The sequence below is a fragment of the Kitasatospora sp. NPDC034533 genome, assembly GCF_055575155.1.
Window position 1 is genome coordinate 42,197 of record NZ_JBVITE010000057.1, and the last position, 15,219, is coordinate 57,415.

The following is a 15,219-nucleotide window of genomic DNA, read 5'->3' on the forward strand; positions in this document are numbered from 1 at the left end:
GTGCCTCCCGCCTGCCCGCGCCGGTGGTCGCCGGCGCCGGGCAGGCGGGAGGGCGAGCGATCAGCGCGTCGCCGCGGGGAAGCGCTCCCAGACGCGGTGCGTGGCGAGCTGCTCCACCAGCGCCGAGACGGCCCGCTCACCGTCCGTCTCGGTGAACACGCCCGGCGCGTGGGGGTCGACGCCCGCCGCGGCCCACAGGGCGCGGGCGTCCGCGAGACCGGCGATCGGCTTGGCGTGCCGGTAGGCCTCGTTCACCAGCAGGACGACCCGGGAGTCGAGCGCGGGCTGCCCGCCCGCGACCGCGCCGGACTTGGCGTCCCGCGCACCGCGGTCATCGGCGCCCGGCTCGGGGGCGTGGGCCACCAGGAGCGCGTCGAACTCCACGGAACGGGCGGCGGCGAAGGTCCGCTGCACGGCGAGGCCGTCGGCCAACGGCGCTCCGGTGGGGCCGATGACCAGCGGCAGCAGGCCCGCGGCCCGTGCGGCGTCACGCGCCGCGCGGACGGCGGCCGGGTCACCGCCGGTGCCGGCGATGATGCCGACCACCCGGCCGGTCGCGGGCCACCGCCGCCCGAGCTGGGAGAGGGCCGGGCTGGGGGTGACGTCGGCGAGCCCGGCGGCGGTCGGCGCCGGCAGCCCCAGGCCGGCGGCGACCTCCCGGCAGAGCTCGTCGTCGATCCGGGCCAGGACGGTCAGCACGCGTTCCCTGATCGCCGGCTCGTAGACCTTGGACAGCTCGAAGGTGTAGGCGGCGATCACGTGCTCGCGCTCCACCGGGCTCAGGCTCGCCCAGAACAGCCGGGGCTGGCTGAAGTGGTCGTCGAACGAGGCGGGCGCCTCGCGCACCTTGGCGCCGGCCGCGATCGGCGTGGGGTGCTCCACGAAGGCGTGGTCGGCGGCACCGGCGAAGAAGGGGCAGCCGCCGTCGAGCGAGTTCGGCTTGTACGGGGCGACACCGGTGTGGACGGCGTCCTGGTGGAAGCCGTCGCGGAGCATGTCGTTGACCGGGGCGTGGGTGCGGTTGATCGGGATCTGGGCGAAGTTCGGGCCGCCGAGCCGCGTGATCTGGGTGTCGAGGTAGGAGAAGAGACGGCCGGAGAGCAGCGGGTCGTCGGTGATGTCGATGCCGGGGACGAGGTGGCCGGGGTGGAAGGCGACCTGCTCGGTCTCGGCGAAGAAGTTGGTGGGGTTGGCGTTGAGCGTCATCAGGCCGATCGGCTGGACCGGGGCCAGCTCCTCGGGGACGATCTTGGTCGGGTCGAGCAGGTCGATGCCCTCGAAGGTCTGCTCCGGCGAGTCCGGGAACGTCTGGATGCCGAGCTCCCACTGGGGGAACGCCCCGGCCTCGATCGCGTCCGCCAGGTCCCGGCGGTGGAAGTCGGGGTCCGTGCCGCCGATCAGCTGCGCCTCCTCCCACACCAGCGAGTGCACACCGGCCTTCGGCTTCCAGTGGAACTTCACCAGCGTGGTCGCGCCCTCGGCGTCGACCAGGCGGAAGGTGTGGACCCCGAAGCCCTCCATCATCCGGTAGGAACGCGGGATGCCGCGGTCGGACATGTTCCACAGGGTGTGGTGGGTGGCCTCGGTGTGCAGGGAGACGAAGTCCCAGAAGGTGTCGTGGGCGCTCTGCGCCTGCGGGATCTCCCGGTCCGGATGCGGCTTGCCGGCGTGGATGATGTCCGGGAACTTGATCGCGTCCTGGATGAAGAACACCGGGATGTTGTTGCCGACCAGGTCGAAGACGCCCTGGCCGGTGTAGAACTTGGTGGCGAAACCACGGGTGTCGCGGACCGTGTCCGCCGAGCCGCGCGACCCCAGCACGGTGGAGAACCTCACGAACACCGGCGTCTCGACGCCCTCGGCCAGGAACGCCGCCTTGGTCACCCGCGCCGCCGTGCCGTAGGCCCGGAAGACGCCGTGCGCCGCGGCGCCGCGGGCGTGCACCACCCGCTCCGGGATCCGCTCGTGGTCGAAGTGCATGATCTTCTCGCGCAGGTGGTGGTCCTGCAGCAGCACGGGGCCACGGGGTCCGGCCTTGAGCGAGTGGTCGCTGTCCGGCAGGCGGACGCCCTGCGCCGTGGTCAGGAAGCCGCCGTTCTGCGCCCGCACGTCCTCGGTACCGGCGGCACGACCGGTCGCCGACACGGCCGCGGGCGCTTCCTGGTCGGGCTTCGGCGGCAGCGGCGCACGCGGCTCGGTCGGTTCCGCCACGGAGGGCGCCTCCGGGCCGGGGGCACCGGGTGCCTGTTCGGTCACCTCGCGCAGGGGGTTGGGCTTGTCCATCAGTACTCCGATCGGATTCTCGGCCCGCCGGATCGGCGGGGTGCCGGACTCGTGCCGGACACACGGTTCGCCGCCGCGGCGCCGGGCACCGCGGCGGCCGGGCTGGTCCGCCCGTCGTCTGCCCCGCCTTCGGCGGAGCACGCGACCCGACTTCCGAAAGGGGGGCCACCAGTCGCCCGTCGAGCGTCCCCCGGACGCGGCACTCCGTCCCGCGCCGGGTCCGCAGTTCACCCGGGCGCTGCTCCGCCTCCTGCCCCGGGGCGGCCGACGGTGCCCGCCTCCTCCGTGCCACCGGGCGGGGCGGCACCGCACGTGTCCGCCGCACCCTCCGGGCGGCCGTGGGCGGGACCGGGCGGACGCGCGGTGGCGGGTTCGCCCCCACGTCCCCGGGCGAGGCCCGCACGGCCCTCGGTGCGGCCCTTCAGGCCCGCAGGGCGGCGAGGCGGCGTCGGGCCGGGGCGAGGGACCGGCCGCGCGGGGCGTCCCGCCAGGGGTTGTCCTCCAGGAGCCCGTCGACGGTGGTGAGGGTCCAGCGGCGGGCGGTGAGGTCCGGGTCGTCCAGGTCGGCCCAGGCGATGGGCGCGGCGACCGGGGCGCCGGGCAGGGCCCGTACGGCGTAGGGGGCGACGGCGGTCTGCGCGTAGGCGTTGCGCTGGACGTCCAGGTAGAGGCGGCCTCGGCGGGACCGCTTCCTGACCTCGGTCGTGAGGGTGTCCGGGTGCCGGGCGGCCAGGAGGCCGGCCGCCTCGCGGGCGAAGGCGCGCACGTCGTCGAACCCGGCGCGGCGGTCCAGCGGGACCAGCACGTGCAGGCCGCGCGATCCGGTGGTCATGACCAGGGACGGCAGTCGGAGCTCGTCGAGGAGTTCGCGGAGCAGACGGGCGGCCTCGCGGACCGGGGCGAAGTCGCCGGCGGGCGGGTCGAGGTCGAAGACCAGCCGGTCGGGGTGGTGCGGGCGGTCGGCACGGGAGAGGAACCGGTGCGGGGTGGTGCACGCCTGGTCGGCCAGGTAGAGCAGGGTGGCGGTGTCGTCGCAGACCACGTACGTCACCGTGCCGTCCTCCTTGGGCAGTTCGGCCCGGTGCACCCACGGCGGGAAGTGCTCGGGGACGTCCTTCTGCATGAAGCCGTGGTCGTCGATGCCGTCCGGGTGCCGCTCCAGCATCAGCGGGCGGCCGCGCAGCTGGGGCAGCATCCGGCGGGCCACCGTCCGGTAGTAGTGGGCGAGTTGGGCCTTGGTGATGCCGTCGCCGTTCGGGAACAGCACCTTGTCGGGGCGGCTCGGCCCGGCGCTGCGACGGCCGGCGCGCGGCGCCCCGGGGGTCATGCCGCGCCCCGGGTCTGCTTCAGCGTGTGCCCGGTGCGCACCGAGCGCGCCCTGGTCGGGTCGGTGGCGCCGTCGGCCGAGGCGCTCGCGTCCGCGTGCTTCACCAGGAGCCAGGCCTCCCGGTCCCCGGGGCGGGTCGTGCGGATGCGGGTCAGGGAGTAGCCGCCGTGCAGCTTGTGCCCGCTCAGGCGGAAGGAGGCGTGCCCGCGCTCCAGCGCCTCGGCGAGCGGGATCTCCTCTCCCGCCCGGTTCGTGGAGAGGTTGCGGTAGGAGCCCTCGTCCCACACGATCACCGTGCCCGCGCCGTACTCGCCCTCGGCGATGACTCCCTCGAACTCCCGGTACTCCAGCGGGTGGTCCTCGGTGGGCATCGCGAGGCGCTTGTCGTGCGGATCGCGGGACGGTCCCTTGGGGACGGCCCAGGACTTGAGGACGCCGTCGACCTCCAGGCGGAAGTCGAAGTGCATGGCGGTGGCGTCGTGGATCTGCACGACGAACGACGGCCGCTCCCCCGGTCTGTCGCGGCCGCCCTCCGGCTCGGCGGTCTTCGCGAAATCCCGGCGCCGGTGGTATTCGGTGAGGGTGCCGTTCACGGTGCGTGCCTCCGGCTCTCGTTCCGCCGCGCCGCCAGGACCCTGGCGAGGGCCGTGCGCAGCAGGCGTTCGACCTGCGGGATCAGTGGGGGCGCCGCCAGGGCGACGGCGATGGAGGCGGCGACGCCCGCCCAGGCGACCGGGCCGAGCGGGGTGCAGCCGAAGAAACGGCTCACACCCGGGGTCTGCACCACGACGGCGAGGGCGGCGGCCGAGCCCAGCACCGTGGCGAGGACCAGCGGGCTGCGCCGCCGCCCGGTCAGCGTCTGGGCGAGCTGGGCCCCGACGACTCCGCACAGGGCCATCGTGCTGGTGCGCCGGGCGGAGCCGGGGGTGGCGGTGCCGATGAGCCAGGCGGTGGTGGCGCCCAGGGCGGTGACGATGCCCCGGTGCCGGATTCCGCGCGCGAGGGGCGCGTCGAGGGCGGTGCCGCCCGTCGGCGGGGCGTGCCCGTCGGCCGGCGGGCCGTGCCGGGCCGAGGGGTCCTCGGAGGCCGGGGGCCCGGCCGGCGGGTCGTCCCTCGGGGTGACCGCGACGGCCATGGCCGGGAACATGTCGGTCAGCAGGTTGACCAGCATGATCTGACGGGTGGACATCGGGGCCCGGCCGGAGAGCGCGGTGCCGAGCAGGGAGAAGCCGATCTCGCCCGCGTTGCCGCCGATCAGGATGGTGATGGCGTCCGCGACGCTGCGCCACAGGGCCCGGCCCTCGGCCACGGCACCGTTCAGGACGGTCAGTTCGTCGTCGGTGACCACGAGGTCGGCGGCGTTGCGGGCGGCCGCCGAGCCGCGGGCCGCGATGCCGATCCCGACGTCGGCGGAGCGGATGGCGGCGGCGTCGTTGGCCCCGTCGCCGACCATGGCCACGACGCGTCCGGCTTCCCGCAGCGCCTCCACGACCAGCACCTTCTGCTCCGGCGCGACGCGGGCCACCACGCCGCAGTCGCGCAGCCGGGCGGCGCGGCCGGTCCGGTCCAGGCCCGCCAGGTCGTCGCCGGTGGCCAGTTCGACGTCCTCGGGCCAGCCGAGGGCGACGGCCACCGCGCGGGCCGTGGCCGGGTGGTCTCCGGTGAGCATGACCGGCCGCACCCCGGCGCCGCGCAGGCCGGCGACGAGTTCCGCGGACCCGGCGCGCGGGGTGTCCGCGAGGGCGACGAAGCCGACCAGTTCGAGGCGTTCCAGCGGACGGTCCACGGGTTCGCCGGCGGTGTCGAGGGGCCGGGCGGCGACGGCCAGGACCCGCAGGCCCTCGGCGCCGAGCGAGCCCACGGTCGCGGCCTGCCGGTCGCCCGCGGCCGGGCAGGCCGGCAGGACGCTCTCGGGGGCGCCCTTGACCACGAGCAGGTCGCGGCCGTCGTCGTCGGTCCCGGTCGCGGCGGCGTAGCCGCGGGCGGCCTCGAAGGCCAGCGTCTGGGCGGGCGTCCAGGCGAGGTCCTGCGGGGCCGCGGCGAGCACCGCCTCGTCGGTGGAGTGCGCGTGGACGGCCGTGTCGTCGGCGGCCGGCGGGCAGGCCCGGGCGGCGGCCCGCAGGACGGGCACCACGGCGGGGTCGTCGGCGGGGCTCGGAGCGCCGTCGGCCGTGGCGACGCGCACCACCCGTAGGCGGTTCTCGGTCAGGGTGCCGGTCTTGTCGAAGCAGACGGTGTCCATCCGGCCGAGTGCCTCCAGGGCCCGCGGGGTGCGGACCAGGACGCCGTGCCGGCTGAGCCGGCGGGCCGCCGCCAGCTGCGCGACGGTGGCGACGAGCGGCAGGCCCTCCGGCACGGCGGCGACCGCGACCGCGAGCCCGCCCCGCACGGCCTCGCGCACCGGTCGCCCGCGCAGCACCGCGAGGAGCGCGACGGCCGCACCGCCGGCGAGGGTGAACGGCAGGCTGCGGTCGGTCAGTTCACGCAGCCGCGCCTGGACACCGGCCGGTGGCGGGGTGCGGGCGGCGAGGTAAGCGGCCCGCCCGGCCTCGGTGTCGTCCCCGGTGCCGACGACGGCGGCCCGCGCGTGACCGGCCACGACGGTGGTGCCTTCGAAGACCATGCACCGGCGGTCCGCGACGGGTGCCTCCGGGGTGGCGTCCCGCTGCTTCGCGGCGGGCAGGGACTCGCCGGTCAGCGCGGACTCGTCGACCTCCAGGTCGTCGACGTCGAGCAGCCGGCCGTCGGCGGGGACGACGTCACCGGTGGTCAGCTCGATCACCTGGCCGGGCGTCAGTTCGGTGGAGTCGACCGTCCCGGTCCGCTCCCCCGCCACCACGCGGGCGGTCCGGTGCTGCGTCATCTCCAGTGCGGCCAGGGCCTGTTCGGCGCGCATCCGCTGCACCCCGCCGATCAGCGCGTTCATCGTCAGCGCGCCGATGACCAGCAGGGCGTCCACGGTCGAGCCCAGGAGCGCCGCCGCGGCCGCGCCGACCAGCAGGACCGGCGTCAGGGGGTCGTCCAGTTCCGAGCGCGTCGCGGCGATCAGCCGGCCCGACGCGCGCACGGGTGCGAGGGCGGGCCGCCGGAGGATCCGCCGCGCACCCTCGGCGGCGGCGCGCAGGCCGGTCGGGGGCGCCGGGCGGCGGACGGCCCGCAGCCGGGCGAGCGCCGTCTGGGGTGCGAGGGCGTGCCACGGTACGCGCGGCGGCGGACGCGGCACGCTCCGGGCGCTCACGCGCAGGGCGGCCCGCCAGCCCGAGCCCAGCGCAAGGGCCGTGGCGAGGTTGACGGGCGAGAGCCGGACCGCCACGGGGAGGGTGCCGTGCCCGCGCCGGCCCCGGGTGAGGACCAGCAGCCCGGACAGCGCGGCCCCGGCCTCGGCGAGGATCACGGAGTGCCGCGCGACGGTCCGGGCGGCGGGGATCGCCGCCAGCAGGCGCCAGGCCGGCGCGAGCCCGGTCAGCAGCAGGAGGTCCGCGCCCCACACCACCGCGCTGCGGTCGTCGACGACGGCGGCGGCGAGGTCGCTGCGGAGCAGCCCGGCGAGGACCTCCCGCCCGTCGTCCGTCAACTCGCCTGTGCCGTCGGCCGGTACCCGGGCGATGGTGAGCACCACCTTTCCCTGCCGCTGGAGTTGACGGACGATGTCCTCCAACGGCCGCTCCGCGCCTATGAGTTGATCGGCGAGCACGCCGAAGTCTCCGAGCGTCCCGTCGTCGGCCACGACGACGTGGAGTCCCGCCCGGCGGGCGGCGTCCAGCGCGGCCTCGGCGAGCGGGTCGATCTCCCGGCCGACCAGGACGGTGCCGACGTCGCTCCCGTCGGCAGCGGCGATCATCAGGCCGGTGTCGTCCTTTGGCCGGCCGGGCACCGGGCGCAGTTCGAGCGCGGGGCCGGCTCGCGGCGGTGCCAGCGCGGCCTCGGCGGCCTGCCAGAGCCGGTCGTGGTCCCAGCCGTCGGCGTTGGGGTGGACCTCCAGGACGGTCCGGCCCGCGCCGCGCAGCGAGTCCGGGTGCAGGACGACGGTGTCGACGAGTTCCAGCCGGCGCAGCCGGTCCGGGGAACGGACCAGGACGCCTTCGCGGGCGAGTTCGGTGCCGAGGGCGGCGGTGAACGCGGCCGGGCCGTAGCGCGCGGCCTTCGGGTTGCCCGCCACCAGCCCTTCGGCCGCCTCCGCGGCGTTCCGGGTGAACAGCAGGGCCGCGGCGGACCCCAGGAGCGTGTTGCCCACCGCCTGGTCCTCGAAGCGTTCGCTCGGCGGGTGGCGCAACGCCGGCCGGGCGAGGCCCTCGCCCGAGAGGCTCAGCCGCCCGGGCGCGCAGACGGTGTCGTGCGCGGTGTCGAACGCGGCGGCGCCGGCGATCGTCTCCATCAGACGGCCGGTCCGCAGCACCGCGTCCAGGGCCAGCGCGGCGGGCGACTGCCCGATGCCGTACGCCACCGCCCCGCCCGCCGCCAGGACGAAGTCGCCGGCGGCGTCGCCCAGCCGGCGGCGGAGCAGGGTGCGGACCATCGGGTCCTCGCGGAGCAGCGAGGCCGTGGCGGTGGCGAGCCGGGGAGCGGTGCGCAGCCGGACGGTCCGCGCCCCCACGGCGGTCGCGAGGCCGACGGCGTCGCAGCCGAGGGCGATCGCCTGCGCGCGCACGCTGTCGGTCCGGCCGGGGTGGGCGGTCTGGGGGACCTCCGCGTCCGCCCGTTCCAGGTGCTGGTCGGCCGCGAGTTCGGTGGCCCGGTCGACGACGTGCTCGGCGACGGCGTCCTCGGTGAGCTGGACGACGAGCCGGGCCAGCCCGCCGTCCCAGTAGGCGGCGACCACGTCCGGTCGGGTGGCCAGGGCGAGCGCCACCTTCCGGGCCGAGGCCTCCACGCTCCGCACCCGGTCGGCGGCGGTCCGGCTCGGGCGCAGCGGCACCTGGACCCGGGTGCCCGCCTGCCAGTAGCCCCGGCCGGCTTCGATCGCGTTGTGCGTCACCCGGCCCACGCGCCGGGCGGTGGCGGCGGCCGCTCCGGTGGTGTGCGCCGTGGTCCGGACACCGGCCCCGGCGGCCTCGGTGGCGATCCGGGCGGCGGTGCGGGCCGCGGGCAGCGCGGTGCGCGCGAGGGCGACCGGCGCGGCGACGGTCAGTCCGAGGCCGGCGGCCGAAAGGCGGGTCACGAGGCGGAGGACCATGGTTCCCTGTGCTCCCGGTCAGGCCGTTCTCCGTCCGGCCCCGGCGGAGGCGCTCGTGCGGCGCTGGGTGCTGGTCTTGCGGGTGGTCGTCCGGCCGGGCCCGGCGGCCTTCTTCGTCTTCGCGGCGCCCGGCCCCGCCTTGGGTGCGCTCGGCGTCGCCTTCGGCTTGCCCGCCCCTGCCTTGGGTGCGCTCGGCCTCGCCTGGCTCGCCCGGCGTTCCTGGCGCGCGGGAGCCGCCTCGGCCGGAGCGCCGGCGCGGGCGGGCCGCGCCTGGGTCAGCCATACGGCGGCCGCGCCGGCCGCCGCCACCGGCCAGTCGACGGCTCCGAAGGCTCCGAGCAGTCCGGCACCGGTGTACGCGGCGAGGCGCCTGGCGCGCGGCGACACCAGTCCGACGGCGTCGAGCATGCCGTCGACCATCCCGCCGACGGCCCCGACGCCCGGGGCGTGCCGCACGGCCGACACGACGGCGTCGACCGGCCGGGTCGAACTCGCCCCTGCCGACGGGGGCGTGGATGCGGTGGCTGCGTGCTCGTTCATGGTCGATTCCGATCAGGCGTCCTACGGGTGCGTATGCCCGGTCCTGCGCGGACAAACAGGACCACGGCCGCCGCGTGGCGGCCCGCGAACGGCGGACCCGCTCAGCCGACGAAGATCATGGCGGCGAGCATGACCGACACGGCCAGGGCCAGCACCACGATCACGACCGCGGGCCAGATGCCCCAGGCCGTGCGCAGTTCCTCGGGTTCGGGGTGGGAGATGCCCGAGATGCCGCCCTCCGCCGGCGGAGTGTCCCCGCCGGGCAGGGTGCCGTGCTCGTCGAGCGCCGGTGTGCGCTCCGGGTCGGGGTCAGGTGTGGTCATGATGTGTCCCAGGGAAGTTGGGCTCCGTTGCCGGGCGGCTTCCCAGGGCCGGGGGCCGGAAACGTCGCGGGCCCGGCGGACCTCCGCTTCTCCTCGGTTCGAGGCCGGCGCCCTCCTCGGTTCGAGGTCGGCGCCTTCCTCGGTCCCGGGTCGGCGGGCTCCTGTCAGCGGGCACGACACCGCCGGGCGCCGGCACTCGTTCCGACGTGCCGGCGCCCGGAGGGTCGGTGCTCAGCTCCGGGCGCCCGCCTCGGCCCGGGTGCGCAGCGCGGCGTCGATGCCGCGCAGGAACTGTTCGAGGTCGCCGGGGTTGCGCGAGGTCACCAGCCGCCAGTCGTTGGCGTCGTCCGTGACCAGCGGCTCGTCCGTCCAGGTGGCACCGGCGTTGGCCAGATCGGTGCGCAGGGACGGGTAGGAGGTGAGCCGCTTGCCGTAGGCGACCCCGGCTTCGGCCAGCAGCCACGGGCCGTGGCAGATCGCGGCGACGGGCCGCCCCGAGGTGGTGAAGGCGAGCACCGTGTCCACGGCGGGCTGCTGGAGCCTGAGGGTGTCCGCGTTGATGGTGCCGCCCGGGATGAGCAGCAGGTCGTAGCCGGTGGCGTCGACCTCCTCCAGGGTGAGGGTCGGGCTCACCGTCTCGCCGGGGTCCTTGTCCCCGACCAGGGTGCGGATCCCGTCCCGTTCGGGTGCCGCGATGTCGACGTGGACGCCGTTCTCGCGCAGATGCCGTACGGGGACGAGCAGTTCGTCCTGTTCGACGCCGTAGTTCGTCACGATCGCCAGGACCTTGCCGTGCTGGGTCATGTCTCCTCCTGGTGCGTGGACCTCCCGAGGGTGTGCGTGCGCCGGATCAGCCCGGGTTGATCCGCCCCCGCCAGCCGCCCTCCGCGTGCCCGCGCTCCTCGATGAACTCCTTGAACCGCCGCAGGTCCCCCTTCACCCGGCGGTCGACGACGCCGGTGACGTCGGCGGCCTTCTCCGCCATGCCCTCGGGCTGGAAGTCGATCGACATGGAGACGCGGGTGTTCCCGTCGTCCAGCTCCCGGAAGCTCACCATGCCCTTCTGGTCCACCTCGCCGCCCACCGTCCGCCAGGCGATCCGCTCGTCGGGCTTCTGGTCGACGATCTCGGTGTCGAACTCGCGGGTGACGCCGCCGATGCTGGTGCGCCAGTGGTTGTGACGGTCGTCCAGCTGGGTCACCGAGTCGACGCCCTCCATGAAGCGCGGGAACTCCTCGAACTGGGTCCACTGGTTGTAGGCGGTGTGCAGGGGCACCGCCACGTCCACGGATTCCTTCACCATGCTCATCGGGTTCTCCTCCTCCGGTGCGGCCGGGGCGTTCCCGGCCGACCGTGCGCCTGCCCCGCTCTCCCCGGCGCAACCGTCCGGATCGCGATTCGGGCTGAAGGAGCTGGAGGAGCCGGAGGAGCCGGAGGAGCCGGAGGACGAGGGCCGGATCGTCGTCAGCGGCTACAGCCCGGGCGCGTAGGGGGCGATGCCGACGATCAGGATGTCGCGCCGCCCCTCCTCGCCCCCGTCGCCGAGCCGGACCGGGCCGACGTAGTGGCTGACGCGGCAGTCGTGCACGCCGTAGCCGTCCAGCGGCTCGGTCAGGACGAACCGGTCGTGGACGGCCTCCGCCGGCAGCGAGTCCGGCTGCCGCCCCGCGCTCTCCGGCGTGGCGATGACGTTCTCGCCGCCCTCGACGTTCCGCCGCCCGACGAGGTGGGCGAAGGTGAAGGTGGCCGGTGAACCCCCGTCCTGGTGGAGGCAGTTGGGCGAGGAGACGGCGACCTCCTCGCGGCCGCGCACGCCGAGCGAGATCAGGTGGACGCCGACGTAGACCGGGGCGCGGTGGAGGTCCTCCAGCCACAGGGCATGGCCCAGGTCGGCGTGGATCAGCGCGTCGAGCAGCCGGTTGCGGTGCAGGGCGGTCGGGATGTCGGGCAGCCTGCGGAGCACCCGGGGGTACTCCGGGTTGTGCTCGTCCTGCCAGTACTCGGTGACGGTGCCGAACTCCTCGTCGGGCGCGCCGGGGATGTAGGACAGTTCGCCGGTCCACGGCAGGTACACGGCGTGCGAGTAGCGGCGGAACCGGTTGGTCGCCCGCGCGTACGGATCCCGGGGCAGGTCCCGGTAGGCGGCGGCCAGCTCGGCGAAGTCCGCGGCGAGGGCACCGGCGTCGATGCCGAGGTCCGCGGCGCCCAGCCGGGCGTAGCCGTCCCGGCGGACCCGCTCGGCCCGCCCGTCCGGCGCGGCGCCGCCCGCCCGGCCGGGGGGCGTTTCAGAGGTCTCGTCCATCGGCTGCTCCCAGGGCTCCCGGCCGGTCCCCGGCACGGGTCCGTTTCCCCGCGCGTGTCCGGCCGTGTCCCTCCACGCTGGCACGCCCCGGGCGGCCGCACCCCCGTGGCGTCCGCCGTGCGGATGAGCGCGGCCCGGCCGGGCCGCCGCCGCGCCGCCCGGGGCGGGGCGCTCCGGCGGGAGCATGCAGCCGGCGAGGTCGTCCACGACGGCGCGCAGGCCGCCCGCCCGGTGCGCGGCGCGCTGGCGGTGGGCACCGCTGCCCCGGGTGGCCAGCCGGTCGACGAAGGCGGTGACCCGCTCCAGGTCCCCCAGCTCCTCCAGCGCGGCGCCGATGTGCTCGACCAGTCGCCCGGCGCGTTCCGGGGCCGGCAGCATCCGCCCGCTCAGCGCGTCCGCGCCCGGGCCCGGCCAGCCGTCGCGGGTGCCGTACCAGTAGGCGCCCCGCAGCAGCTCGCCGCGCAGGCCGGGGCCCGGGTCGCCGCCTTCCACCAGGCGGGCGGAGGTGAGCACCAGGGCCCGCACGACGGCGGCGAGGGCGACCGAGTCGCCGGTCTCGGCGGGGACGTCCATGCACCGCACCTCCAGCGTCGGCAGGCGCGGGTGGGGCCGGGTGTCCCAGAACGGCAGCTCGGCGAACGAACTGCCGCCGACCTCCGCCATCGCCGCCGCGACGCGCCGGTAGTCCTCGAAGGAGTCGACCCGCGGGGGCGGCCCGAGGGAGGGGAAGCGCAGCCGCAGCACCGAGCGCCAGCTCGCGTACCCGGTGTCCCGCCCGGCGTGGAACGGCGAGTTGGCGCTCATCTCCACCAGCAGCGGCAGCCACGGCCGCAGGTGGTTGCCGACCAGCGCCGCCACCTCGCGGTCGGGCAGGCACACGTGGACGTGCAGGGCGCAGAGGGCGAGGTCGTCCACCATCGTCCGAAACAGCTCCACCCCGTCGCGGTACCGGGGGTGGTCGCCCACCGGCGCCGCGCCGGCGCCCCCGATCACGGGCGTCGCGCTGGGGCACAGTCCCAGGCCCTCGGCCCCGGCGCGGTCGGCGAGCTCCCCGCGCAGCCGGGTCAGCCACCCGGAGAGCTCGTCCATCGTGGCGCACGGCGGCGTCCGGGCCTCGACCTGGAGGTCCGTGAACTCCCCGGACACCAGCTCGCCCAGCGTGCGGGCGGCGCGGGCGGCCAGCCGCGGGCCTGCCGGCACCACGGCGCGGGTGAGCGCGTCCACGAGGAAGTACTCCTCCTCCACACCGACGGTTGGCGTGGGCCCGCGCCCGGTAGCGTCGTCCACCCCACCAGGGTCGCCCCCTCGGAGCGCGCCGTCATCCGGTACCCGTCGGCCAGGCCCGATCGCGATGCCGGTGTGGCAGGTGTGAACGCCGCCGGAGCGGGCAGCCGCCCGGCATGCTGCTGCTTCGACCGCCCGGGGTCTACTCCCCCCAGGGCGACACGGAACTGCTGAGCGCCTGTGTCCGCCGGGAGGCACTGGACGGCTCCAGCCGGGTGCTCGACCTGTGCACCGGGACCGGAGCCGTGGCGCTCACGGCCGCGCGCAGCGGCGCGCGGGTCACGGCGGTCGACCTGTCCGCCCGTGCGGTGGCCACCGCCTGGTGCAACACCCGCCTCCACCGCGGCCGGATCCGGCTGCGCCGGGGCGACCTGCTGGCCCCCGTCCCGGACGGGCGCTTCGACCTGGTGACCGCCAACCCCCCGTACGTCCCCACCGGCCCCGGCCGGGTGGCTCCCGGCCGGGGCCCGGCCCTGGCCTGGGACGCCGGACCGGACGGCCGGCTGGTCCTGGACCGGATCTGCCGGACGGTGCCCAGGGTCCTGGACGGCGGCGGTGTGCTGCTGATCGTGCAGTCCGCCCTGGCGGACGTCCCGACGACGGTGGCGCTGCTGCGCGCGGCCGGGCTGCGCACCTCGGTGGCGGCGCGGCGGCGCCAGCCCTTCGGCCCGGTGATGACGGCCCGCGCCGGCCTGTTCGAGCGGCTCGGGCTGATCGGGCCCGGTGAGCGTGACGAGGAACTGGTGGTGGTGCGCGGTGTCCGCGAGCACTGACCGGCCGGCGACGCGGGTCGTCGTCGTCCCGAACGGCCCGCTGCTGGTCGAGGGGCCGGTCGAGGTGGTCCTCCCGGACGGCGTCCGGCGGCTCTCCGAGCGTCCCGTGGTGGCCCTGTGCGCGTGCCGGCGAAGCCGCACCTACCCGTTCTGCGACACCAGCCACCGACGGCGCGGCCGGGCCCGCCGCCGGGCGCCGGAGCGCGACCGCGCGTCAGACCGCGACGTCGGCGAGGGGTGAGCGCAGCGACGTCCGCCCGGCTCGCCATGCCCCCGTCAGGTGGTCGGCGAAACGCTCGTCGACCACCGTGGCGGCGGCGATGCCGAAGGCGATGTCCCCGGCCAGATCGGGTTCGGTGGTGAGCAATTCCTCGATGACGCCGCGGCGCACCAGCTGCTCGTGGACGGCGTCGGCCTCGACGTGCTCGCGGTAGAACAGGGTGCCGTCCGCTCCCCCGCCCAGCCGCTCCAGGGCTTCGGCGAGCCGGGCCGAGCCGGGCGAGGAGGTGATCTCGATGGCCGCGAACTGTCCGACCGCGGCGCCGCGCAGCGCCCGGTGCAGCCCGAAGAGGGTCATGAGGTTGACCACCGCCAGCATGGGCGCGGGCACCAGGTCCCGGTAGTGCCCGTAGCCGGGATCGAGGCCGAAGGCGGCCATCATCCGGGCGAAGAGCAGGCAGTGGGCCCGTTCCGGGCGGCCTGCGCCGTACTCGTCGTAGGCGATCGCCATGAGCGCGGCCTGCGCGGGGCCGTGGATCCGGGGCAGCACCCACAGCTGCGGGTCGGCCTCCTTCAGGTGGTAGAGGGAGCGGTGCACCAGGTACTCCCGGGCGTGCCGACGCTCGCCCTCGGCCAGCAGGAAGTACGAGGGCCCATGGCCTTCGTCGGGCTCCGTCAGCAGCCGCTCCAGGAGGTCCGGCAGCGGCGGCACCGGGTGGGTCTCGGCGCGCACCGCGGCCAGGAAGGACCTCTCCAGCTCCCGCCGCAGGGCCAGCAGCCCGGGCTCCCACTCCCACTCGGGATGGACGCCCGGCAGGCCCCGGTCGTGGAGTTCGTAGCACAGGTGCAGCGCCAGCTGGTGGTCCTCGCCCCACGGGTCGTCGGCGGCGGCGGGGGGGGGGAGGAAGCGACCGGGGAAGGGGGGGCCAGGGGGCAAGGGGGTGAGGACGGCCAACGACAGGGGACCCCGCGGTTTTGGGGGGGGGCCTTCCGTG

The 15,219-nt window shown here is 76.2% G+C and carries 13 protein-coding genes; 3 read left to right on the forward strand and 10 right to left on the reverse strand.

Going from position 1 to position 15,219, the window contains the following annotated elements; all coding sequences use genetic code 11:
* Window positions 1–60 precede the first annotated feature (60 nt).
* From ACZ55U_RS30380 to ACZ55U_RS30415, 8 genes are all read right to left on the reverse strand, one after another.
* Window positions 61–2,283, reverse strand: coding sequence for a catalase (locus ACZ55U_RS30380; protein ID WP_465531152.1), 2,223 nt, complete (start codon window positions 2,281–2,283; stop codon window positions 61–63).
* Window positions 2,284–2,704: 421 nt separating this feature from the next.
* Window positions 2,705–3,610, reverse strand: coding sequence for a non-homologous end-joining DNA ligase (gene ligD, locus ACZ55U_RS30385; protein WP_465531154.1), 906 nt, complete (start codon window positions 3,608–3,610; stop codon window positions 2,705–2,707).
* On the reverse strand, window positions 3,607–4,203 hold the full coding sequence (locus ACZ55U_RS30390) for a DNA polymerase ligase N-terminal domain-containing protein (protein WP_465531156.1): 597 nt from the start codon (window positions 4,201–4,203) through the stop codon (window positions 3,607–3,609). The genes ligD and ACZ55U_RS30390 overlap by 4 nt, the downstream gene beginning before the upstream one ends.
* Window positions 4,200–8,783, reverse strand: a complete 4,584-nt coding sequence (locus ACZ55U_RS30395; RefSeq protein ID WP_465531158.1) for an HAD-IC family P-type ATPase — start codon at window positions 8,781–8,783, stop codon at window positions 4,200–4,202. The genes ACZ55U_RS30390 and ACZ55U_RS30395 overlap by 4 nt, the downstream gene beginning before the upstream one ends.
* Window positions 8,784–8,801: 18 nt before the next feature.
* Window positions 8,802–9,323: a hypothetical protein gene (locus tag ACZ55U_RS30400; RefSeq protein WP_465531160.1), complete on the reverse strand. Its 522-nt coding sequence runs from the start codon at window positions 9,321–9,323 to the stop codon at window positions 8,802–8,804.
* A gap of 101 nt (window positions 9,324–9,424) precedes the next feature.
* On the reverse strand, window positions 9,425–9,646 hold the full coding sequence (locus tag ACZ55U_RS30405) for a DUF6480 family protein (protein ID WP_465531162.1): 222 nt from the start codon (window positions 9,644–9,646) through the stop codon (window positions 9,425–9,427).
* 231 nt (window positions 9,647–9,877) lie between these two features.
* Window positions 9,878–10,450 (reverse strand): type 1 glutamine amidotransferase domain-containing protein, encoded by a 573-nt coding sequence (locus tag ACZ55U_RS30410; protein ID WP_465531164.1) that lies wholly within the window; start codon window positions 10,448–10,450, stop codon window positions 9,878–9,880.
* A 46-nt stretch (window positions 10,451–10,496) separates the two neighbouring features.
* A complete protein-coding gene (locus ACZ55U_RS30415; RefSeq protein WP_465531166.1) occupies window positions 10,497–10,955 on the reverse strand; it encodes an SRPBCC family protein in 459 nt (152 codons plus the stop codon).
* On the opposite strand from ACZ55U_RS30415, the gene ACZ55U_RS30420 reads away from it, so the two are divergent.
* Window positions 10,948–11,136, forward strand: a complete 189-nt coding sequence (locus tag ACZ55U_RS30420) for a hypothetical protein (protein WP_465531168.1) — start codon at window positions 10,948–10,950, stop codon at window positions 11,134–11,136. The genes ACZ55U_RS30415 and ACZ55U_RS30420 overlap by 8 nt on opposite strands.
* On the opposite strand, the gene ACZ55U_RS30425 is transcribed toward ACZ55U_RS30420, so the two are convergent.
* Window positions 11,118–13,235, reverse strand: coding sequence for a YbdK family carboxylate-amine ligase (locus ACZ55U_RS30425; protein ID WP_465531170.1), 2,118 nt, complete (start codon window positions 13,233–13,235; stop codon window positions 11,118–11,120). The genes ACZ55U_RS30420 and ACZ55U_RS30425 overlap by 19 nt on opposite strands.
* Before the next feature lie 113 nt (window positions 13,236–13,348).
* On the opposite strand from ACZ55U_RS30425, the gene ACZ55U_RS30430 reads away from it, so the two are divergent.
* A complete protein-coding gene (locus tag ACZ55U_RS30430) occupies window positions 13,349–14,005 on the forward strand; it encodes a HemK2/MTQ2 family protein methyltransferase (protein WP_465531172.1) in 657 nt (218 codons plus the stop codon).
* Window positions 13,989–14,246 (forward strand): CDGSH iron-sulfur domain-containing protein, encoded by a 258-nt coding sequence (locus ACZ55U_RS30435; RefSeq protein ID WP_465531174.1) that lies wholly within the window; start codon window positions 13,989–13,991, stop codon window positions 14,244–14,246. Before ACZ55U_RS30430 ends, ACZ55U_RS30435 begins: the two co-directional genes overlap by 17 nt.
* Here the strand turns inward: ACZ55U_RS30435 and ACZ55U_RS30440 are convergent.
* The coding region (locus ACZ55U_RS30440) for an iron-containing redox enzyme family protein (RefSeq protein WP_465531176.1) at window positions 14,220–15,219 on the reverse strand (1,000 nt) is incomplete at its 5' end. The genes ACZ55U_RS30435 and ACZ55U_RS30440 overlap by 27 nt on opposite strands.